Below are 21,117 nucleotides of genomic sequence, written 5' to 3'. Positions count from 1 at the left end.
TGCGACAGCACGGGTGGCGGCCCGCCCCCCTTTCCGATCACCCTTCTAGCATGACAGATAGAAGACGCGTCGCCGCAATCGGCCTCCTGGCCGCTCTGATCTGCGCTCCAGCGTGCGGACAGGAGTCGGCTGAGGTCGCGTCCACCGCAGGGCTGAGCGAGGAGCCAACCGTTTCCGCGGGCATCGCTCCGGCGAAAGACGCGTCAGTCGGAACCGCACCGGCTGAGACGGAGCGTTCTCGCGGGGTACCCGGCGAGTTGGACCAGAGCCGGACAACGGCGATCGTGCGGGCCGCGAACCGAGTCGCCCCGGCCGTTGTGAGTATCAGCGTGATCCGAACCGAGCGCATTCGGGCCCGGACCCGGTACGAGAGCTTCTTCATGCCTCCAGGCGGACTGCGGCGCAGCGCGGGCTTCGGCTCGGGCGTGATCGTCCGCAGCGACGGGATCATCCTCACGAACGACCACGTGATCACCGGTGCGGACCAGATCCGGGTCACCTTGCCGGATGGGCGCGACTATGACGCCACGGTGGTGGGTACCGACCCGGTCGCCGACATCGCCGTGCTTCGCGTCGAGGGCGAGGGCCTGCCCTTCGCGCCTATCGGAACCGTCGAGGGGCTCATGATCGGGGAATGGGCTCTTGCGATCGGGAATCCTCTCGGAAACTACGCCTCCGATACCAAGCCGACCGTGACAGCCGGAGTGATCTCCGCAGTGAACCGCAACATCATCCCCTCCTCGGACGACGGCAGCTTTTACTTCGGAATGATCCAGACAGACGCCTCGATCAACCCTGGCAATTCGGGCGGCCCGCTCGTGAACGCCGCGGGCGAGGTGATCGGCATCAACGCATCGATCATTTCGCGCAGCGGTGGAAGCGAAGGACTCGGGTTTGCGATCCCAATCGACCGCGCGATGCGCATCGCAGATGATCTCCTGCGCACTGGGCAGGTGATCCGTGCCTGGGTGGGCATCGACGTCGAGCCGCTTGAAGCCGACCAGTGGGGACGCACACACGGGGTTCGAATCTCGCGGGTCGCCGACGGGTCGCCGGGAGACGTCGCGGGGCTCGAGCCTGGGGACCAGCTGCTCTCCGCAAACGGTCGTGCGCTCACGGGGCCGCTGGACTTCGAGGGCGTGCTACTCGATCTCAGGGCAGGCGAGCGCCTCACACTAGATGTCGAGGGCCAGAACCGGCCCGTCACCCTGGAGACGACGTCGTATCCGTCCGTGACAGCCGAGCGCGTGACCGTGCTGCGCGACATCCAGCTCATTTCGGTGACACCACAGGTCCAGGCAGAGCGAGACCTCGTGAGCGAGTCGGGCGCGCTCGTAACCGACATCTCGGATCGCTTGTCCGAACAGTTGGGGCTCCGTCGGGACGACGTAATCCTGCAGATCAACCGGATCCGCGTCCGGACCGCGGACGAGACCGCGCAGGCCTTCGCGGCGGTACGCGGGACCGGTCGCGTCGCGCTCATTTTCGAGCGCGACGGCGGCCGGTACGTGCGCGAGTTTTACTGGAGACGGTGAGCGTGACTCAGTACGACCGCTACTGCCACCCTCTCTCGGAGCGATACGCATCCAGCGAGATGCAGCAGATCTTCTCGCCGAAGAAACGTTTCGGCACCTGGCGCCGTCTCTGGCTGGCGCTCGCCGAGTCGGAGGCCGAGCTCGGCATCGACATCTCGGACACGGCGCTCGAGCAGATGCGCGCCGCGCTGGACACGCTCGACTTCGAGCGGGCAGCCGAGTACGAACGGCGGTTCCGCCACGACGTCATGGCGCACGTCTACCTCTTCGGGGACGATGCTCCCGAGGCCAAGGGCATCATCCACCTTGGTGCCACCAGCGCCTTCATCGCCGACAACACCGACCTGATCCTCCACCGCGAGGCGCTACGCCTCATCCGGAATCGACTCGTGCGATGCGTCGCGGCGCTCGCGGATTTCGCGCGAGAGCACGCGGCCCTGCCGACGCTCGCGTACACCCACCTCCAGCCGGCGCAACCCACGACCGTCGGCAAGCGGGCCACACTGTGGATCCAGGATCTGCTGCTCGACATCGAGGAGATCGATCACCGGATCGCGACCCTTCGATTCCGTGGCGTGCGAGGGACCACGGGCACTCAGGCCTCATTCCTGGAGCTCTTTGAGGGCGCACACGACAAGGTCGATGCGCTCGAGCGCGCGGTGGGAAAACGCATGAGCTTCGTGAGCAGCTATCCGGTGACCGGACAGACGTACCCGCGAAAGGTCGACTTCGCGGTGCAAGCGTCGCTCGCTGGGGTCGGGGCCTCGCTGTCCAAGCTGGGAAACGACTGGCGCATCCTCGCACACCTGCGCGAAGTCGAGGAACCGTTCGAGTCCGAGCAAATCGGCTCGTCTGCGATGCCGTACAAGCGCAATCCTATGCGGGCTGAGCGCATGTGCGCTCTGGCACGCCACGTCATCGTGCTCGCGCAGGACCCGGCGTTCACCGCCGCGACACAATGGCTCGAGCGCACGCTCGACGACTCGGCCAACCGGCGACTCTCGGTCCCCGACGCATTCCTGACACTCGACGGCTGCCTCGTGCTCGCCGAGAACGTCGCCACGGGTTTGATCGTGCATCCGGAGGTCGTGCGCCGAAATCTCGCAGAACATCTTCCGTTTATGGCGACGGAGACGATCTTGATGCAAGCCACGGCACGCGGAGGCGACCGACAGGAGCTCCATGAGCGGATTCGCAAGCACTCGATGGCCACCGCAGCGCGCATGAAGGAGGACGGGGCGGAGATCGACCTGCTGGAGCGAATCGCAGGGGATGAGGCCTTCGGGCTCGACGAAGACGAACTCCAGGCGCTCGTTGATCCCCTCCGGTTCGTAGGGCGGGCGCCAGAACAGGTCGCCCGATTCCTCGACACCGCGGTGGCCCCGGTGCTGGAACGACTCGCCGGCGAAGCGCAACAACTACAGGAAGCCGAGATCCATGTCTAGCGAAGCCTTGTCGCTGGACTCGGGACTCGACCTGCCGCTGCTCCACCGCGGCAAGGTGCGGGACGTCTATGAAGTCGACGCCCACACGCTGTTGATGGTCGCGAGTGATCGCATTTCGGCGTTCGACGTCATACTACCGCAGCCGATCCCGCATAAAGGTGAGGTGCTCACGCTCGTCACCGCGTGGTGGCTCGAGCAGCTTGACGACCGCATCGCGCACCACCTCATCGCGGTCGATCCCGACGCGATCATCGCACGTCATCCGGAGCTCGCCACGACCCGGGACACGTGGGCGCGGCGGGCGATGCTGGTGACCCGGACGCGACCGGTACTCGTAGAGTGCGTCGTGCGCGGCTACATCACCGGCTCGGCATGGAAGGAATACCAGAGCAGCGGCTCGCTGGCGAACGAGCCACTGCCGGAGGGTCTGCGGGAGAGCCAGCGGCTCGATCCGCCGATTTTCTCCCCAGCCACCAAAGCCGAGCAGGGCGAGCACGACGAGAACATCACGTTCGGTCAGGCACAGGAGCTGCTCGGCACGGAGCTGGCCAACCGGTTGCGCGACTTGTCGCTCGACATCTACGGATATGGCTGCGGTGTCGCGGAGACGTGCGGTATCATCCTCGCCGATACGAAGTTCGAGTTCGGCTTCGACGCCGCGGGAGAGCTGCTGCTCATCGATGAGGTGTTGACGCCAGATTCCTCGCGCTTCTGGCCCCAGGAGAGCTACGCGGTCGGTCGTGGACAGCCGTCGCTGGACAAGCAGCCCGTTCGCGAGTGGCTCGATGAATTGCAGGACTGGGACAAGAGCCCGCCGGCGCCGGAGCTGCCGGATACCGTCGTGACCTCGGCTCGCGATCGCTACGAAGACGTTTTCCACCGCCTGACCGGTATTGAGCTGGCCGACTACCAGCCACCGCTCTTCGGGACCGATCGGTGAGTTTCGCCCGCGAAGGCTACCCGTTCGTCGCAATCGAGGTGCTCTTGGCGGGCCTCGCTTGGGTCAGCGTCGCTGCGGGCATCGGTGGGCCATGGCTGCGAGGCATTGCCGGGCTACTCACGGTGATCTTCCTCTTCACACTTTGGTTCTTTCGGGACCCTGCGCCGATCGTCCCGGCCGACACCAGCGCCGTCGTGGCCCCTGGCCAGGGGAAAATCATGTCGATCTCGGAGGTCGACGAGCCGACGTTCATGGGCGATACCGTCCGCAGAATCACGATCTTTCTTTCTGTCTTCGACGTGCATGTGCAGCGCGCACCGGTGAGTGGTCTCGTCGGGCATCGGGCCTACAAGCCGGGCAAATATCTGGCCGCCTGGAATGAGAAGGCGTCGGCAGACAACGAACAGTCCTCAATCGGGATCTTCACGCCACACGGCAAGGTTCTGGTTCGGCAGATCGCCGGCCTGATCGCGCGCCGAATCGTTTCCGATCCGTCCGAAGGCGACGAGGTGGTACGCGGCGATCGCGTCGGTCTCATCCGCTTCGGCTCGCGCGTCGACCTCTTCATTCCCCTGGATTGGGACGTGGTCAGTTCCGTCGGCGACCGGGTTCGCGTAGGTTCGTCTGTGCTCGCCCGATTCCCCCCTGAAGGCTGAGGAATGAGAACGCCGCGCCCCCCGCGACGAGAGACGCTGCAGAAGGGGATCATCATCCTCCCGTCAGCGTTCACGCTCTGCAACCTCTTCTTCGGGCTCTACGCGATGATCGCTGCTTCTCGCGGCGATCTGATCTGGGCGGGGTGGTGCATCGTTTTCGCGGGCACGCTCGACATGCTGGACGGGAGCGTCGCCCGCTTCACCCGCACGGGGTCCCGCTTCGGCGCCGAGCTCGACTCTCTCGTCGATGCAATCTCGTTCGGGGTCGCGCCCGGCTTCATCATCTACGAGATCTTCTTCGCCGACGCGCAGTGGGCCTGGATTCTGTCGTTCGTCTACGTTACTGCTGTCGTCGTACGACTCGCGCGCTTCAACATCGAGCAGGGTGGGGAGGCGAAACGGCACTTCCACGGTCTCCCTTCGCCTGCGGCAGGGGGGACCCTCGCCACCTACTACCCGTTCAGCCAAACGCAGTTCTTCCAGACGTATCTGAGCGACCTTCCCTGGGCCCAGATCATGGGCGTGGGCATGGTCCTGCTCGGTGTGCTCCTGGTGAGCCACGTCCCATACGCCAAGGTGCCGAAGATCGGCCTCCGCACCACCAAGGGCGTGCTGAACACCGTTTTCGTGCTGAGCATGCTCTTCGCGGCGCTCGCCGTGCCCCGGTATTTCTTCTTCAGCGTGGGTATTCTCTACCTCGCCTGGGGCTTGATCAAGTCCGTTCTTCTCGGACTGCTCGATCGCATCCCCAGCGGCGACCCGCTGCTGGATGAAGAGGAAGACCACTTCGACGACCGTGCAGAGGTTCGCACGCTCGAATATCCCGACTTCGGCGGTCACCATCGCAGGCGAACCATGGAAGAAGAAGCTTGAGCCGGTTTCGACTGGAAGTGAGGGTAAGACCGCGCCCGGGCATACTCGACCCACAGGGCAAGGCCATCCATCACGCGCTGAACTCCCTCGGATGGGATGGCGTCGACGACGTCCGCGTCGGCAAGGCGATCTACCTGGACCTTGTCGCTGACGACGCGGGAGCTGCCCTCGAGGCAGCGGAAGCGATGTGTCGGAAGCTGCTCGCGAATCCCGTGACCGAGACCTTCGAGGTGTCGCTCGTCGAAGAGCTCGCAGGGGCTCAAGCGGCGGAAGCATGAGGGCCGCCATCATCACCTTTCCAGGCTCGAACTGCGACTACGATCTCTATAAGGCCGCGCAGCAAGTAGGAGCCGAGGCCACCTTCGTTTGGCATCGGGAGCGCGGCCTCGATGGCTATGACGCAGTGCTGCTCCCAGGCGGTTTCTCGTACGGTGACTATCTGCGCGCCGGAGCGATCGCCCGCATGAGCCCCATCATGGAAGACGTCATCGATTTCGCCAAGAGGGGTGCGCCTGTGGTCGGAATCTGCAACGGCTTCCAGATCCTCTGCGAGGCGGGCTTGCTTCCCGGAGCGCTGGTACGCAACGCATCGCTCCTGTTCGCCGGCAAGGACGTGCGGATCCGTGTGGAGCGAGCGGATACGCTCTTCACGAGCGACTATCAGCCGGGACAGATCTTGCGCGTGCCGATCGCGCACGGTGAGGGCAACTACGAAGCGGACGAAGCGACGCTCGAGCGGCTGGAGGGCGAGGGTCACGTCGTCTTCCGGTACGTGGACGTCGAGGGCGAAGCAACGGATGCGGCCAATCCGAACGGTTCTTGGCACAACATCGCGGGCATCATCAATGAAAACGGTAACGTTCTGGGCATGATGCCCCACCCCGAGCGAGCGATGGAAGAACTTCTCGGGTCTACGGACGGCATCGGCGTATTCACATCCCTCGCCACGAGCCTATCAGCTGTCGCGAGCTAACTGCGAACACTTCATCAGGAAGAGCGGCCATACCGTGAGCACGGTCGACGAAGCCGTCACGGAGACCCACGTCGCCCCCCGCCCGGGCGATCCCGAAATCACGCCCGAGCTCGTCGCGGACCACGGCCTCTCGCCAGAGGAGTACGAGCGGATCCGCGCCCTCATGGGGAGGACCCTCACCTTCACGGAGTTGGGTATTTTCAGTGCCATGTGGTCCGAGCACTGCGGCTACAAGAACTCCAAGCGCCTGCTCCGGCTCCTACCCACCGAAGCTCCGTGGGTCATTCAGGGACCCGGTGAGAACGCCGGGGTGATCGACGTAGGCGAAGGGTACGCTCTCGCCTTCAAGATCGAGTCGCACAACCACCCGTCCGCGGTCGAGCCGTACCAGGGTGCGGCGACGGGCGTGGGTGGTATCCTGCGAGACATCTTCACGATGGGCGCACGTCCCGTCGCGGTGCTGGACTCCCTGCGTTTCGGGGACCTGGACAGCGCGCGAGTGCGCTACCTGTTTGGTGGGGTCGTGGCCGGCGTGGGCGACTACGGCAACTGCATTGGCGTTCCGAACATCGGTGGCGAGGTCGTCTTCGACCGCGGCTACGAGGACAATCCCATCGTCAACGCCATGTGCCTCGGCCTGATGAAGACTGAGGAGTTGATCAGGGCGTCTGCTTCCGGCGTCGGGAACCCGCTCATGGCCGTAGGCGCCCGTACAGGTCGCGACGGCATCCATGGGGCGACGTTCGCAAGCGAAGAGCTCAGCGAGGACTCCGACGAGTCTTCGCGCCCGCGAGTCCAAGTGGGTGACGCATTTACGGAGAAGCTCCTCCTCGAGGCAAGCCTCGAGCTGATCGCGAGCGGCGCAATCACCGGCATTCAGGACATGGGCGCCGCAGGGATCACGTCGTCGGCCGCCGAGATGGCGGGGCGGGCCGGAAACGGGGTCGAGATCGACATGGCGCAGGTGCCGGTTCGCGAGCACGGCATGACCCCGTACGAGATCCTGCTCTCCGAGTCGCAGGAGCGCATGCTCGTGGTCGCAGAGAAGGGCCGCGAGCACGAGGTCGTGAGCATCCTCGAGAAGTGGGAGCTCGAGGCGAAAGTCATCGGCCACGTCACCGACGACGGCCGCTTCCGGGTACTGGAGAGCGGAGTCACGGTCGCCGACATTCCCGCCCTGCCGCTCACGGAAGGGTGTCCGACCTACGAGCGCGAAGGCATCGAAGGCGAGGAGATGAAGGCGCTGCGTGAGACCGATCTCCGTGCGCATCTGCTCCCCCGCGGCAATCTGACCACGCCCTTCCAAGAGCTACTGGCCTCACCCAACATCGCGTGCAAACGATGGGTCTATCACCAGTACGACACGACGGTGCGAACCGCGACCGCGGTTCGGCCGGGAGGAGACGCCGGCGTCATCCGGATCCGTGGCACCGACAAGGCGGTCGCTGCGACCACGGACTGCAACGGTCGCTTCGTCTATTTGGAGCCCCGGACCGGAGCGATGATCGCGGTGGCGGAAGCCGCTCGTAATCTCGTGTGTGTAGGCGCCGTTCCGACGGCGATCACGAACAACCTGAACTTCGGCAACCCACTCAAGGCGCACATCTACTACCAGTTCCGCGAAGCGGTGCTGGGCATGAAAGAGGCGTGCGAGGCGTTCGAGACCCCCGTCACCGGCGGGAACGTCTCGTTCTACAATGAGACCGACGGGCGCGCGATCTACCCGACGCCTGTCATCGGCATGGTCGGCGTGATCGACGATGCATCGAAGATCGTAGGCCACACGTTCCGCACGGAGGGCGACGACATCGTATTGCTCGGTGAAAACACCGACGAGCTCGGCGGCTCGGAATACCTGTACGTGACCGCGCGTCTCGTGGCAGGAGCGCCCCCGAGGGTCGATCTGGGCAAGGAGCGGGCACTGCAGCAGGCGGTATTGATGATGACGCACGACCGCCGCCTCAGATCGGCGCACGACTGCTCGGATGGCGGGCTGGCCTGCACGCTCGCCGAATGCGCGCTCGGAGACGGTGAAGCACCGATCGGAATCGACGTTCAGCTCCATGACGACTTGGCGCCGGTAGCCACGCTGTTCGCGGAATCCCAGGGCCGGGTCGTCGTTTCGTGCGCCGCGGAGCAGACCGCGGAGGTCCTCCGCATCGCGCAGGAGCACGGCGTCCCGGCCACGAAGATCGGATCGGTGACCGCCGTTGGCAGCCCCTTCCGGATCGTCATGTCCGAAGGCAGGGTGGAGGCCGACCTGGCCGAGATGGCGGACGCCTATTTCGGGGCTTTGCCCGACATCATGGACACGCCGTCGACCTCGGGAGCCTGACATGACGACGACCTGCCTCGACGAGGGTCCACACGAAGAATGTGGCGTGGTTGGGATCAGCGGGATGGACATGGCGTCGGAGCAGGCGTTCCTGGCGATGTACGCGCTGCAGCACCGCGGTCAGGAAGCCGCCGGGATGGTGACCTTCGACGAGGAAGGTCCCCACGTTCTGAAGGGACCGGGCCTGGTTGGTGACGTCTTTGAGACGTGGTCGATACGGAAGAAGATGCGCGGCCGAACCGCGGTCGGGCACCTCCGATACTCGACGGCCGGAGGCAGCGATGTCGAGAACATCCAGCCCATCACGGCGCGGTATGCGAATGGAGATATCGCGCTCGCACACAACGGCAACCTCACCAACCACTTCGAGCTGAGGAAACGGCTGGTCGACGAGGGTGCGATCTTCCGCACCACGTCCGACTCGGAGACGCTGGTGCATCTGATCGCGAAGTCGCGTCACGATACGGTGGATGCACAGGTCGACGACGCGCTCACCCATTTGGAGGGAGCATTCTCGATCGTGCTCTCGATCGACGACACGATTTATGCAGCACGCGACCCCCGCGGATTCCGGCCCCTCGTATTGGGTCGGAAGGACGGCGGCGCGATCGTCACGAGCGAAACGTGCGCTTTGGACATTCTCGGCGCCGAGTACGTGCGTGACCTCAAACCCGGTGAGGTCATCCGCATACGCAATGGCGTGGTCAAACAGCTCCGTTCATTGGCCCCGGCCGAACAGCCGTCTCCGTGCATCTTCGAGCTCGTCTATTTCGCGCGTCCGGACTCGCGCCTGTGGGGGATCAGCGTCGACGCCGCGCGCCGCGCGTTCGGCCGCCGCCTCGCAAAGGAGCACCCGGTGGCAGCAGACGCCGTGATCGCGGTCCCGGACAGCGCCAACTCCGCTGCCCTCGGCTTTGCCGAGGAAAGCGGCATTCCGTTCGAGCTGGGCATACTCCGACATCACTACGTGGGGCGCACCTTCATCAAGCCGTCGCAGGAGGACAGAGACTTCGGCGTGCGCATGAAGTACAGCCCGGTGCGAGAGGTGTTGGACGGGCGGCGCGTCGTGATGGTCGACGACTCGCTCGTACGCGGTACGACGAGCCGTTCGCTCGTGCGCATGCTGCGCCGGGCGGGAGCGTCTGAAATCCACCTCCGCATCGGCTCGCCGCCCGTGAAGTGCCCGTGCTTCTATGGAATCGACATGCCCACCAAGCGCGAGCTGATCGGGTCGAGTCTCGAAGTGCCGGCCATCGCCGAGAAGCTCGGCGTCGAATCACTCGGTTACCTGTCCTTGGAAGGGATGGTCGAGGCCGTGGCCGCCGGTGGGCCGTATTGCACCGCCTGCTTCTCGGGCGACTACCCTGCCCCGCTCGTCGACGTCGACAAGGGCTTCGTCTCCGAGCAGGGTCCAACGCGGAAGTGAGCCCCACGTCCGAACAGCTGCTCCGAATACCCAAGGCGGAGCTGCACGTGCATTTGGACGGGAGCCTCCGCACCTCGACCATGGTCGAGCTCGCGGCTGAGCGAGGTGTGCAGCTTCCAACGGACGACCCGGTGGCGCTGTACGATTACATGGTCGTGGACGACGCACGTAACCTCGAGGACTACCTCGAGCGCTTCCACATCACGCTGTCGCTGATGCAGGACGCCGAGGGGATTGAACGCATCGCGTACGAGCTCGCCGAGGACCACGCCAACGAGAACGTCCGCTATGTCGAGGTCCGTTTCAGCCCGATCCTCAATGCACAGGGCGAGCTGGAGGCCCATGAGGCGCTCGAGGCCGTCCTCAAGGGCCTGCACCGCGCCGAGAGCGAATTCGACGTAAGTACGGCGGTGATCGTGTGCGCCCTGCGCAGCCTCGACCCCAGCGTTTCCAAGGAGATGGCCGAGCTCGCAGTGGCTTTCGCCGACCGGGGCGTTTGCGCGTTCGACGTAGCGGGTGCTGAAGCCGGCAACCCGGTGCGCGACCATCTGGAAGCCCTACGGACTGCTGAAGCTGGCGGCCTCCCGATCACGATCCACGCCGGTGAAGGCTTTGGCGCGTCCTCGATCCGCCAAGCGATCGAGGACGGTGGAGCAGGTCGGATCGGCCACGGTACGCGGCTGCTCGAAGACGAATCCCTCCTAGGTCAGGTCAGAGATGCCGGTATCCCGCTCGAGGTCTGCATCACCTCCAACGTGCAGACTCGCGTGGCAGCCACGCACGCCGACCACCCCGTTCGGCACTACTACGACGAGGGCCTCGCGGTCTGCCTGTGCACCGACAATCGCCTCATGTCCGGCGTGACGCTAACCGAAGAATACGAGCACGCGCGGGACGACCTCGGCTTCACGTGGCAGGAGCTGGTGCGCGTGGCGAGGATGGGGTTCGAGAGTGCCTACGCGCCGGGTGACGTGAAAGAGGAGCTGCTGGGCGACTTCGACCGGGACGTCGCAGCGCTCTAGAGCGGCCCCAGGTGAAACAAGCAACGAAGGCATGGGGCCCCCGTGCGGGGGGCGCGCTCCCCGGGGCCGCTCGCCGTTTTGCGGTCCTGTTGCTTGGGGGGCTCGCTTAGCGACGCGACGCGGGGCCTCTTGCGGCAGGTGAGTTTTGGGGGAGCGCGCGTCGATACCCCGGGGAGCGCGCCCCCCGCCCGGGGCCCCACACTTGAAGCCCCGCAGGCTCCCCGAACGCGAATCGCCCCCGCCGGACCGAAGTCCGACGGGGGCGTCCTGATTCGCTCAGGTACTACTGAGCTAGGGCAAGATCACGAAATGATGAAGTTTACAATCGCCTGATCTTGGTCGCCCCTCAACCTGACCAGAAAGAAGCCACCCGCCGGCGAGGTTTCGGCTCCCGACGTGGTGACATCGTACACGCCTTCAGGCAGGCTGATGAACGTGTAGTTGCCACTCGCGTCGGTGTTCACCTGTCTGCTGAACTTAGCATCAGCCCAAGTGGTGGTGCATGTACCGGCAAAAGGTGGAGTCGGGCCTACTGGAAATCCAACAGCAGTGGCGCACTGCCTGAGAAAGACGGTAACAACCTGCCCGTCGCCGTCACCGTCGACGACACTACCAGTCAACGTGCCATTTGCGAACAGGTGGAGGAAGTGCGTCGGCGTGATCGTGGATGCCGCGTTCACGCTATTGGGACCAGCGCCGTTGTTGCCAAGATCGTCGGCAGCCACGTTCAACGCGTAATCCCAGCGCGGCAGCTCATCCAGCTGAGCCAGCGGATCGGTGTTCCCGACCTGCCTGGTTGCGGTCTGGTTCTTTGTGGCGCCTGCGCCTTTGGCCGCTGTGGTCAGCATGGACGTCTTTGCAAGCGGATCGCCACTGCTGTCGAGCGAGCGGAGAACGGTCACGCCCGCCAAGCCGTTCGGATCGGCCGAGATGATGTAGTTGTCCTCCTTGAGGCCCGTAAAGCTGTAGGCACCGTCCGCGTCGGTCGTGGTAGTCACCTGAGTCTCGCCGCTGTCGATCTTTCCGTCGGCGTCCGCGTCGTCGGTCAGCGTGATCACGACACCCGCGAGCGCTTCAGCCGCATCGACCGTGTTGAAGTCGCTGTCGCGGTCGTTCACGACGAGGCCCTCGATCTTCGTGGCCATGTAGTGCGGCGCGAAGTTGACCACGGACGTTCCGCCCCACCCCTGGTTGTCACGCGTAGCGGTATGCGCGTCGGTGTTCTCGTCCTCGCTGCCGACCTTACCTGCGACGGGCACGGTCTTGGCACCCGTATTCGCCTTCTGCGTCGTGTCCTGCAGCGTCACCATGTACTCCCACTTGCCCGTGTCGTCCTCGACGGAGACGGTGTACGGGCCCTCGCGCATGCCAGTCAGCGCCCAGGTGCCATCCGTGGCGGTCTTCACGAGGATGCTGTCGGTGCCGCGCTTGTTCGGCTGAATGTTGTCGGACGTGGCCTGGATCGTAACCAGGGTTTTCTTGTCTATTGGCGTAACGCCGTCGACCGAAAGGATCGTGCCCGAGATCGAGGTGTTGTTCGCCTTCGTAGCGAACGTCGAGACGCCACCGCTACCCCTGAGCGGAGCGATCGTATCGACCTGGTCGCCACCGTCGAGCGTGAAGTCGACCAGGGTGTCGTTCAAGATGTCCACGCGGGGATCCGTCGAAGTGGCACGGATCCGATACAACATGTCGAGGCGGCCGCCGCCCGTCGTCGCCGCTGTGTCCACGGTGATGTTGAAGTACGGACGCTCCCACGCCTTGAACGGAGCACCCGGGCCCGGCGCCAAGCTGCCGCCGAACGTCGTGGCCTTCCCCTTCGAGCTGATATTGTACAGCTGGAACCGGAGAACGCTGACCCCGGTGGTCCCATCCCCCTTCGTGAACGTCGCGACGTCCGTCGAGTCGTCCTGCTCTTGGTGTATGCCGAAGAGTACGTCGACGTCGGTGTACTTGACGCGTTGGGTGCCCACCCAGATGGTGTCGTTGGGAAGATTTGTACCATCCCAGATGAACCTGACCTGGCCACCCTTAACCGACCCTTCTCTGTCGGTCGCCGTCTGAATGAAGCCGTGCCCGTTGGCAGCGGCCTGGGTGGTCGAAAGGCGCATCCAGAGCGTGTCAGGCAGCGCACCATTCGTGGTCGCCGCCAAGTTCGCCACCGTGAGGTCGAAGTAGGACCAACCCACTGCGTCCGTCGCGCCCGACATCACTGGGCCCACCAACGTGTCCTTATTGGCCCGCAGAACAGTCTGCCACCCGGGCAGGGCGTCGCCGTCGATCTCCTCGGCGTTGAAAGCGATCGTGAGCGCGTTGTACAGCGCGTCGAACTCGTCCACCGCCGTGGTCGAGGAGTCCGTCGTCGGATACTGGATCTCGATGATCGTCTCGCCGTTCTCCGCGTACGTACCGCTCGGGGCACCCCGGCTGGCAGCGAACACGAGGTGGTCGACCTTGGACGAGTCCGGGCTCAAATCTTTTGAGCGGGCGAATCGGAACGTAGACATGCCAGCCGAATTGGTCTTGACGGCTTTGCTCGTCAACTTCCCGGCCGTGGCCCCGGTCGCCACGTAGGCCGCCGCATGGGCCTGAGTATCGAACAACCTGATCGACCAGCTCTTGATCGGGCTGATCGCTGGCCCCGGCTTCGACGCTACGTCGAGGTCGGTTCCGAGAAACGCTCCGACGTTGATCGTCTGCGTGATGATGCTGAACGGGAAGTTCGCCGTGCCATGCTCACCCGGGCCAACCGTCGTGGTCAACTGGGTCATGCCCGAGAATGCCACCATGCCCGGCACGTTCGCCAAGCTGCCGATCGTAATGTGGTACGAGCCCTCGGCGAGGTCCGGGAATGTGAAGCTACCCGTCGCGTCGGTCAGAACCGTCATCGTGTCGAGGACCAAGATGCCCTCGAGCGAGATAGGCACGCCCGCGATGGTGAGGTTCTCTTCGAGCCCCGTGTTGAGAACGCTGTCCTTGGAGAACTCGTCGATGAACAGCGCACCGCTGATCGAGGCGGTCGTTACGAGCGAACCCTCGAAGGTCACCACCTCGGAAGCGCCCGTGGCGAGCGTTACGCTCGCGGACGTCGACCCGAAGATATACGAGGCCGTGCTCGGGTTCGTCATCTCGACGGTGTAGCTCCCGGCGCGGAGACCGCTGAAGGAATACTGACCCAATTGGTCCGTCGCCGTTGCAGCGGAAGACATACCGCCGATCGCAATGGACACGCCCGCGAGGGGGGCGCTACCCACCGACACAGCGCCGATGATGGCCGAGGTCCGGACGTACGAACCGTCGAAGTTGGCAGTCACCACCTGACCAGAGGACGAGATCGTCGCGGCCTTGAGCGTGGCCGTGAACGTCGCATCGGAGGCGAAGCCACTGATGGTTACCGTGTACGAACCGACCGGAACGCCATCAAACTGGTAGGCGCCGGCGGCGTCTGTTGTCGCGGTAGGACCGGACGACAGCGTCACCGCGACACCAACAGCAGCAACAGCCTCAATCGTGACCACGCCCGCGATCGTGCCTGTGACCGGAGGGACGATTGGGTCGACTCCCTCGTCACAAGCAGCGACTGCTACGAGCGCTACGAGGGTCAAGTACTTGAAACGCTTCATTGTCAGCTTATTCCGTCGAGGAATGGATGAGGTGCCCAGATCGGGCACATGGAACCGAAGGGCTTATGAGCAAAGGGCGTGCCACTTCGCCCATACACCTAAGTCACCGTACGGCAACTAGTTAACGTCTCGTCAGTATTCTGGGACACCCCAGAAAACGGGCAACCCTCAGATTTCTGAGGCTCCCCGTAAGAAGTCTTCTGCCAAGTCGATGAGGTCAGCGGAACCGACGTAGACCGGTGTTCGTTGGTGAAGCGACTCCGGAACGACCTCGGACAGGTCCTGCAGCCCGGTGCTGGCGCGGCCCCCGGCCTGCTCGGCAATCATGGCGATCGGGGCAGCCTCGTACAGCAACCGTAGCTTCCCGGCCGGCTTCTCACGTTCAGAGGGGTACATGAAGATCCCACCCTGGAGGAGCGTACGGTGGAAGTCCGCCACGAACGACCCGATGTACCGCGAACCGAAACGACCGTCGTTCTTCAGGTGGCTGATGAGGCGTTGCTGACCCCTGGACCAACGGTCGAAGTACGCCTCGTTCACCGAATAGACCTTGCGCGGCGGATCCGGAAAACGCATCTGGGGATGGCTGAGCAGGAACTCGCCGATCGAGGGATCGAGCGTGAAGCCGTGCACGCCGGCACCCGTAGTGTAAACCAGCATGGTCGAAGAGCCGTAGAGCACGTATCCGGCGGCAACCTGTCGAGAGCCGGGCTGGAGACAGTCCTCCAGCGTGCCCCGCTCCCCGGACGTGATCTTCCGGTGGATACTGAAGATGGTCCCGATCGACACGTTCACGTCGATATTGGACGACCCGTCCAACGGGTCGAAGATCACGACGTAGTCCCCGGCGGGGAATTTTTCCGGGATCGGGATGTAGGTCTCGTTTTCTTCCGAGGCCATGCACGCGACGAGCCCGGTGTGATCGAGCGCCCGATACATCACACGGTTCGCGAACTCGTCGAGCTTCTGCACGCTCTCGCCGTGCACGTTCTCCGTGCCGGCCCCGCCGAGGATGTCGACCAGCCCGGCCCTGTTCACCTCGCGCGCGATCACCTTGGCGGCGAGCGCGATGTCGTGCAGTAGGCTGGTAAACGCCCCGGTCGCCTCCGGGACCAGCCGTTCCTGGTCGATCACGAAGCGGGAGATCGTGACCACGTGACTTTCGGGCATCGCCTTGGCACTCCCGCTAGGTGGTTCTTGCAATAGGAACGTGGACAATCTAAGGACGGCGCGGGCAGGCTGCACCCCCCTCTCCGACCGAAATAGCCACAAACAACCCTCTTGTTGCGAGTACAATTGCGAGCAGATCTCAGAATTCGATTCCGATCTAGAGGAGCAGGTAAATGAAGGAGCACGAGCTCGCGGTGGTCGACGGAGGCGCGAACGGGACAGCGCCCCTTCCGGACCGTCAGCCCATGACGCTTGCTGCCTGGGAGGGAACCGTACGCGAGCTGGCTCCTAACGAGGAACAAGACATCGCAGAAGTGAAGTCCCCGCTCGCCAGAGCCTTGTCTACGCTACTTCATCGCGATCGGGCAGGTCAGCAAGGCGGCCCAAGCAGCCGGTGGCCGAACACAAAGCGCTCCACGGTTTCGAGGACTTGCTCTACGACGCCGAGGGCAACCTGAAGGATCGACGCGTGCGTGAGGACAGCAGCTTCCTGCGCGCGCTCTTGGCTTCGATCGACCCAGAACATTGGGGGTCTCGCACTGAGCGGGACTCGAACATCACGGTCGTGATCGTGGATGACGCGGAGTAGCGTAAGATGTTGCTCCCGCTCGACAGCGAAGGCTGGGAGACGCCGACCTGGGAACACTTCCTCCAGCTCGCGATCGAAGAAGAGGAGCGCGGCGAAGTGACGCATCGCGATCCGGATAGACGCTACGACCTCACGCCGAGGAGCTTTTACGACTTGCTCGGGTGGAAATCCGTGGCGGGGTTCCTAGCGACCTCGCTTGACGAGCTGTCAGCAGTGTTCGAGGAGCCCGTCCCTGATGTCGTCGAGGATCTTGTAATGCTCATTGGGGCCGTTCATGACATACGAGTGCGGTTCTCGGACGGCTCCGTGCGGGTGTGGCTCAAAACGTACGGACCGCACCGCGGCCTGTTCCAGTGGCAATATCCGGCTGTTGCCTGAGGACTGATCAGGCGTTGCCCGACGAGTTTGATTGGACGGCACACGGGGCGGTGATCTTCGAGCCCGGTGGCGTCCAGCAGCAGCGGCCCTCTCAGCCCCCCGAACCGTCCCAGACGACGGTCTCGGGGAAGAACGCCGCCCACGCGAACCAGAACGAGACGAAGGCGCCGGTGATCTGCTCGAGGCGTCGGCCAGCGAGGGCGCCCGAGGTCGCGAGGCCGTCGAACCTCCAGTCCGAGCCCGTCTCCACGTCGACGAAACCGTTCGCGGTCGTCGCGAAGGAGAGCTCCTGCCCATCGACCTGGGTCGAAAACGCCATGGCAGCGTCGGCGGATCTGTCCCAGAAAACGACGCCGGAGCCGTTGAGCGCCGAGACCGCCTGCCGTTCCTGACGCCGCAGCTCTTCGAATGGGAAAGCGAGGCCACCGTCTCCCCCAATCGGGACCCCCAGAACGCGCTCCTTCGGGGGGAGCCGGGGATCGATCGGAAACGGGATCAGCAGGAACGGGTTGTCGATCCTCTCGTAGTCCGCGTGGATGTTCACCTCGTAGCTGCCGAAGCTGAAGTCACCGGTATCCTGAGAGACGACGACCGTGTTTGGATGCAGGCGCTTCCACGCGTCCCACCGGATCTCCACCGAGGGGACCACCGAGAGGGATGCGCCGGTTCGGGCGCTCGGCCCACACGTGGCGGCTCCGCCCCTCATCTGAGTGAAGAACGACGCGGGTTCTGCTCGATCGTACATCACCAGGTTGTTGAAATGTAGGAGTCCACTGACGCCCATTTCGACGCCCCCGAGACCAGAACGGTCGAAGACGAGCGACGAACCCGTCAGGGGACAGAACGTCACAGCGAGGCTGACGGTTGCTCGGGTTAGATTTACGACCTCGTGAAAGCGCAAGACGTTGAGCGGGATCGCTAGAGGCTCGCCCTCGAGGATGAATCCGACGACGCGCTCGTTGTCCGCCACGTAAGAGGCATCGGCGTGATCGGCAGGGATGAACGGCGGGTCCTGGAGGGAAATGATGCCGTCGGGACCCAGGACGGAGGCGAGCTCATCGGTAGAAACGTTGCAGAAGACCCCGTTCGAGGCGTCGACCAGGACGCCCGTGCCGCCGACCTCCGGGCCGCACCCGGCGACCAACGCAGTGAGTGCGAACAGTTGTGTGATTCGAGTCAACGCTCTCACCTCCGATGTCCCTCCCTTGTTATCTCTACCCGCCAATCTTGCAAACCTGCTGCAGAGCCCGAGGGTTCCTGGAGGGTCCCGCCGAGTTACCGACGGCTATCTATCTAGAGCCTCGGAGTGTTCGGGAGACCTCCACTCAGCGGAGCCACCGCCTACTTCACGATCGACGGGTTTTCTGCGCCGGTAGAGACCCCCACGCGCGTGAGGGAAATGGCAAGCCCTTGCAACTTTTTGGGGTCGAGGGCACCGCATGGATATGCACGCTCCCAGCGTATGATCGCGATGCATAAAGAGCCAGGACCACGCCGATGACCGCCAAGTCCTTGGAAGCCCAAGGGATTCAGGGCCCTAGGGTCGAAAAAACAGGTTTGCAGAAGCTGAATTATGTTGCTTTGGGCACCCCCAATGGCCGATTCCTGAGTGATTATGCACGGACCAGCCGAGTGGGTAGCGATCACGAAGGACGACATCTCCCGGCCCGACCTCGACTCAGGTCCATCGATCGACAGGACCCCAGAGGGAGACCAGACCAGCCCTGCAGCGATGTGGACTACGTCGAGGCCGTTGTCCGCATGTTCGAGATCTCGATCGAGGGCACCATACACACCACGCTCGACGCGCTCAGCCAGCGGTGGGGAGGCTCGAAAGGCGATGTAATCAAGAGCCTCTCACACATAGGCGCGACCACTGCCGTCGATGTGTTGATCCCGTGGCCCGACCAAGCGGTCCGGATCGTCAGACTCTTTGTCGGCCCGACTTGGGGTGCCTTCGGTAGCCAGCCCCTTTAGCGCCCCCGACAGCATAGTTGTCCCACGGGGTATCGGGAAGCTCCTGAGCCTCTTGAGCGCGCTACGGGTGTCTTGGAAGTACCCTGTTGTGGGCGCCCTAGCGACTTTCGGGCTTTCTACGGGGACTCAGAACGTTCGGATGGGCCACCCCGGGGCTCGAGTTTTCACGGGGCCTAGCTTTTCTTCAACGCCTCGGTTCACTGTACGTATCTAGCCCCCTCTGGCAATTTTCCAAGATTTTGAAATCGAGGTCAGGTTGCAGCTCGGACTCAGACTTTCGGGCTGGCGGGGGTGAACCTCGACGTGTATCGCGCTCTGCTCCAGCCTGTTGATGAAACCAAGTCAGAGACCAGTACGACCGGCGCGACCCTGATGTTGGAGTGGATGCTACAGGAGGCTGCGCTGCGGGATGCGGGGGGGTGGGACGCAATGCGTGACCGAGGGCCTACCCCTCGTTCAGCGACCTAACCCTCAACCAGGAGAATATGGACATTCTCAAGCCCTGGGCTCGACCATTCCGGATACTTAGCGACAGCGCTCGCATGAACCGCTGCCCGCGTATCGGCGTCGGTCACATGGCTTACGGTCTGATCGAAGAGTCGATCACCGATCTTTAGGCGCACCCTGGGGTCGCGCATCACGTTGCGGTTCCAGGCCCGGTCGTCGGGAAACACCCCGCCCTGGTAGTAGGCGGAGAACAAGTAGAGGTCGCCGTCGTAGACTGTGCAGTATGTGGTAACGGAATGCGGCATCAGGTACGGCGTGCGGGTTTGGACGAAGATCTCCTGATGGCCTTCCGTGAACGACCAATCAGTAACCGGCTCGGTGACCCGGTCCCCAGTTAGCCACAACCCAGGGCGCTGATCTCTGGGCTCGTAGCCAAGAAGGCGAAGTGAGACGAGGGTGACTGCCACGATCAGAGGCAAGGTGATTCCAATCGCCTTCGCGGCTTTCTTCATCTGTGATCACCATCGTTGGTCGCGTAGCTCCTTGCCCGCTCCTGCACCCCATCCCACGCCGCATCAATCCCGAACGCCAGCAGGATAACGCCGACGATCACCACGCCTTCCACGAAGACGCGTAGCCAGGGGATGGAGCCGGTCAATTAGGCACCCGGCGCTTCAGTTCCTCGAAGAAGTTCTGGACGAGGATGACCGACTTGGAATCGCCTTCCGCCCCGTACTGTCGAGCCATCAGGAACCGCTCGCCGTCTGAACTAATGTCGTAGAAGTTGTTTCCCCCACCAGCCCTGTACACCGCCGGGATGGTGAACAGCGTCTCCTGGGTCTGCGGCTGACCCGCAACGGGATCGAACTGCGCGGCCACCATTCCGCGGTCTCCGTCCACGAAGAACAGCTCACGCCCGCTCTTCGCCCAAACCGGCGCGATTCCCCCGTCGGTTGAAACCATCACCCTGGTCGAGTCCACATTGGGAAACGGACGAACGAACACCTCGTCGCGGCCCGTCTCGTTGGAACTGTAAGCAAGCCAGCGCCCGTCCGGCGACAGTGCAGGTGCAGCCTCCGCAAACTCGGGTGTCGCTACGAGGGGTGCGGCGGCGCTGTCCACGCCGGGACGGAAAGCCAGGATGTCGCGCAGGCCCAAACCCATCGCACTTGTCGCCATTGCACGAAGCACCAACCACTCGCCGTCGGGACTCCACGAGCCCTGCGCGTAGGGACGCTCGTCGTCGAGCACGAGCACCGGCTCTCCGGTTCCGACCCGCGTCTCCCCTCGTCCGGCGAGAGCTTCCACCTGAAGCTGGTCGGCAGACCGAACGTGTACCCCCGGATGAACGGGCGTCGCCTGACCAGAGCGAGTGACCCAGACGAACTCATATCCTGACCCACCCTCACCCGCCAGGTACACGAGGGTGCCGTCCTCAGACACACTGTAGATCAGGTGGCCGTGAGCGGCTTCATTGAAAAGACCTTCCGCCATCGGTACGGCCGCGCCCGTGAGTGCCACTCGCTCCACATCGAAAGTGGCAGCCATGAGCCTCCCGTCAGGGGTGCCGAAGAGCAGATGGCCCGACGCTGCGTAATGAGGATTGCTTCCGGGAGTGAGCACCCTCCGCTCACCCGTTTCGAGGTCCGCGGACAGAGGGTGAGATCACGTTCCATTTCTTTCAGAAGACACTGTCCGGCAACCTGAGCAAAACCCGAGGCGCGAGGC

General features: G+C 63.8%; 19 protein-coding genes. 13 read left to right on the top strand and 6 right to left on the bottom strand.

Translation table 11 applies throughout. From position 1 onward, the window contains the following. The first annotated feature begins 50 nt into the window (after positions 1 to 50). The 10 genes from IIB36_04335 (at position 51) to add (ending at position 11,205) form a co-directional block, all read left to right on the top strand. Entirely contained in the window at positions 51 to 1,535 is a 1,485-nt protein-coding gene (locus IIB36_04335) for a trypsin-like peptidase domain-containing protein (GenBank protein ID MCH7530976.1), read from the top strand. After that, a complete protein-coding gene (locus IIB36_04330; protein ID MCH7530975.1) occupies positions 1,532 to 2,980 on the top strand; it encodes an adenylosuccinate lyase in 1,449 nt (482 codons plus the stop codon). Before IIB36_04335 ends, IIB36_04330 begins: the two co-directional genes overlap by 4 nt. Further along, on the top strand, positions 2,973 to 3,920 hold the full coding sequence (locus IIB36_04325; GenBank protein ID MCH7530974.1) for a phosphoribosylaminoimidazolesuccinocarboxamide synthase: 948 nt from the start codon (positions 2,973 to 2,975) through the stop codon (positions 3,918 to 3,920). Before IIB36_04330 ends, IIB36_04325 begins: the two co-directional genes overlap by 8 nt. Then, positions 3,917 to 4,576, top strand: a complete 660-nt coding sequence (locus IIB36_04320) for a phosphatidylserine decarboxylase family protein (GenBank protein MCH7530973.1) — start codon at positions 3,917 to 3,919, stop codon at positions 4,574 to 4,576. Before IIB36_04325 ends, IIB36_04320 begins: the two co-directional genes overlap by 4 nt. 3 nt (positions 4,577 to 4,579) lie before the next feature. After that, a complete protein-coding gene (gene pssA / locus IIB36_04315; GenBank protein ID MCH7530972.1) occupies positions 4,580 to 5,449 on the top strand; it encodes a CDP-diacylglycerol--serine O-phosphatidyltransferase in 870 nt (289 codons plus the stop codon). Beyond that, complete coding sequence (gene purS, locus IIB36_04310; GenBank protein ID MCH7530971.1) at positions 5,446 to 5,727, top strand: phosphoribosylformylglycinamidine synthase subunit PurS; 282 nt, start codon at positions 5,446 to 5,448, stop codon at positions 5,725 to 5,727. Before pssA ends, purS begins: the two co-directional genes overlap by 4 nt. After that, positions 5,724 to 6,422: a phosphoribosylformylglycinamidine synthase subunit PurQ gene (gene purQ, locus IIB36_04305; protein MCH7530970.1), complete on the top strand. Its 699-nt coding sequence runs from the start codon at positions 5,724 to 5,726 to the stop codon at positions 6,420 to 6,422. The genes purS and purQ overlap by 4 nt, the downstream gene beginning before the upstream one ends. A gap of 97 nt (positions 6,423 to 6,519) precedes the next feature. Beyond that, the gene (purL, locus tag IIB36_04300) at positions 6,520 to 8,757 is read left to right on the top strand and encodes a phosphoribosylformylglycinamidine synthase subunit PurL (protein MCH7530969.1); all 2,238 of its coding nucleotides are present in this window, start codon (positions 6,520 to 6,522) and stop codon (positions 8,755 to 8,757) included. Between the two features lies 1 nt (position 8,758). After that, positions 8,759 to 10,183: an amidophosphoribosyltransferase gene (locus tag IIB36_04295; GenBank protein ID MCH7530968.1), complete on the top strand. Its 1,425-nt coding sequence runs from the start codon at positions 8,759 to 8,761 to the stop codon at positions 10,181 to 10,183. After that, complete coding sequence (gene add / locus IIB36_04290) at positions 10,180 to 11,205, top strand: adenosine deaminase (GenBank protein MCH7530967.1); 1,026 nt, start codon at positions 10,180 to 10,182, stop codon at positions 11,203 to 11,205. Before IIB36_04295 ends, add begins: the two co-directional genes overlap by 4 nt. Before the next feature lie 302 nt (positions 11,206 to 11,507). Here add and IIB36_04285 read toward each other — a convergent pair whose 3' ends face one another. Both IIB36_04285 and fbp read right to left on the bottom strand, forming a co-directional pair. Next, positions 11,508 to 14,828, bottom strand: coding sequence for a hypothetical protein (locus tag IIB36_04285; GenBank protein MCH7530966.1), 3,321 nt, complete (start codon positions 14,826 to 14,828; stop codon positions 11,508 to 11,510). A gap of 168 nt (positions 14,829 to 14,996) precedes the next feature. Further along, on the bottom strand, positions 14,997 to 15,998 hold the full coding sequence (fbp, locus tag IIB36_04280) for a class 1 fructose-bisphosphatase (protein MCH7530965.1): 1,002 nt from the start codon (positions 15,996 to 15,998) through the stop codon (positions 14,997 to 14,999). Positions 15,999 to 16,392: 394 nt separating this feature from the next. On the opposite strand from fbp, the gene IIB36_04275 reads away from it, so the two are divergent. Together IIB36_04275 and IIB36_04270 are read left to right on the top strand one after the other, a co-directional pair. After that, on the top strand, positions 16,393 to 16,587 hold the full coding sequence (locus IIB36_04275) for a hypothetical protein (protein ID MCH7530964.1): 195 nt from the start codon (positions 16,393 to 16,395) through the stop codon (positions 16,585 to 16,587). A 6-nt stretch (positions 16,588 to 16,593) separates the two neighbouring features. Beyond that, positions 16,594 to 16,965: a hypothetical protein gene (locus IIB36_04270; protein MCH7530963.1), complete on the top strand. Its 372-nt coding sequence runs from the start codon at positions 16,594 to 16,596 to the stop codon at positions 16,963 to 16,965. Between the two features lie 91 nt (positions 16,966 to 17,056). Here IIB36_04270 and IIB36_04265 read toward each other — a convergent pair whose 3' ends face one another. Continuing rightward, positions 17,057 to 18,145 carry a DUF3179 domain-containing protein gene (locus IIB36_04265; GenBank protein ID MCH7530962.1) on the bottom strand — a complete coding sequence of 363 codons (1,089 nt, stop codon included), beginning with the start codon at positions 18,143 to 18,145 and terminating at the stop codon, positions 17,057 to 17,059. 581 nt (positions 18,146 to 18,726) lie between these two features. Between IIB36_04265 and IIB36_04260 the strand changes: the two genes are divergently transcribed. Further along, complete coding sequence (locus IIB36_04260; GenBank protein ID MCH7530961.1) at positions 18,727 to 18,942, top strand: hypothetical protein; 216 nt, start codon at positions 18,727 to 18,729, stop codon at positions 18,940 to 18,942. 464 nt (positions 18,943 to 19,406) lie between these two features. Here IIB36_04260 and IIB36_04255 read toward each other — a convergent pair whose 3' ends face one another. Genes IIB36_04255 through IIB36_04245 form a run of 3 tightly spaced genes read right to left on the bottom strand, consistent with a single transcriptional unit; the run spans position 19,407 to position 20,937 of the window. Continuing rightward, a complete protein-coding gene (locus IIB36_04255) occupies positions 19,407 to 19,901 on the bottom strand; it encodes a nitroreductase family deazaflavin-dependent oxidoreductase (GenBank protein MCH7530960.1) in 495 nt (164 codons plus the stop codon). Beyond that, the gene (locus tag IIB36_04250) at positions 19,898 to 20,047 is read right to left on the bottom strand and encodes a hypothetical protein (GenBank protein ID MCH7530959.1); all 150 of its coding nucleotides are present in this window, start codon (positions 20,045 to 20,047) and stop codon (positions 19,898 to 19,900) included. Before IIB36_04250 ends, IIB36_04255 begins: the two co-directional genes overlap by 4 nt. Next, positions 20,044 to 20,937: a PD40 domain-containing protein gene (locus tag IIB36_04245; protein ID MCH7530958.1), complete on the bottom strand. Its 894-nt coding sequence runs from the start codon at positions 20,935 to 20,937 to the stop codon at positions 20,044 to 20,046. The genes IIB36_04250 and IIB36_04245 overlap by 4 nt, the downstream gene beginning before the upstream one ends. Positions 20,938 to 21,117: the final 180 nt, after the last annotated feature.

It is taken from the genome of Gemmatimonadota bacterium (genome assembly GCA_022560615.1).
Taxonomy (GTDB): domain Bacteria; phylum Gemmatimonadota; class Gemmatimonadetes; order Longimicrobiales; family Gaopeijiaceae; genus UBA1138.
This window is presented reverse-complemented; position numbering and strand designations above follow the sequence as displayed.

Excerpts from the sequence above, each read along its gene's own strand:
- IIB36_04270 (MCH7530963.1), top strand. The coding sequence starts at position 16,594 with ATGTTGCTCCCGCTCGACAGCGAAGGCTGGGAGACGCCGACCTGGGAA.
- IIB36_04295 (MCH7530968.1), top strand. The coding sequence starts at position 8,759 with ATGACGACGACCTGCCTCGACGAGGGTCCACACGAAGAATGTGGCGTG.
- IIB36_04285 (MCH7530966.1), bottom strand. The coding sequence starts at position 14,828 with ATGAAGCGTTTCAAGTACTTGACCCTCGTAGCGCTCGTAGCAGTCGCT.
- pssA (MCH7530972.1), top strand. The coding sequence starts at position 4,580 with ATGAGAACGCCGCGCCCCCCGCGACGAGAGACGCTGCAGAAGGGGATC.
- IIB36_04325 (MCH7530974.1), top strand. The coding sequence starts at position 2,973 with ATGTCTAGCGAAGCCTTGTCGCTGGACTCGGGACTCGACCTGCCGCTG.
- IIB36_04245 (MCH7530958.1), bottom strand. The coding sequence starts at position 20,937 with ATGGCTGCCACTTTCGATGTGGAGCGAGTGGCACTCACGGGCGCGGCC.
- IIB36_04260 (MCH7530961.1), top strand. The coding sequence starts at position 18,727 with ATGTTCGAGATCTCGATCGAGGGCACCATACACACCACGCTCGACGCG.
- fbp (MCH7530965.1), bottom strand. The coding sequence starts at position 15,998 with ATGCCCGAAAGTCACGTGGTCACGATCTCCCGCTTCGTGATCGACCAG.
- IIB36_04255 (MCH7530960.1), bottom strand. The coding sequence starts at position 19,901 with ATGAAGAAAGCCGCGAAGGCGATTGGAATCACCTTGCCTCTGATCGTG.
- purQ (MCH7530970.1), top strand. The coding sequence starts at position 5,724 with ATGAGGGCCGCCATCATCACCTTTCCAGGCTCGAACTGCGACTACGAT.
- IIB36_04335 (MCH7530976.1), top strand. The coding sequence starts at position 51 with ATGACAGATAGAAGACGCGTCGCCGCAATCGGCCTCCTGGCCGCTCTG.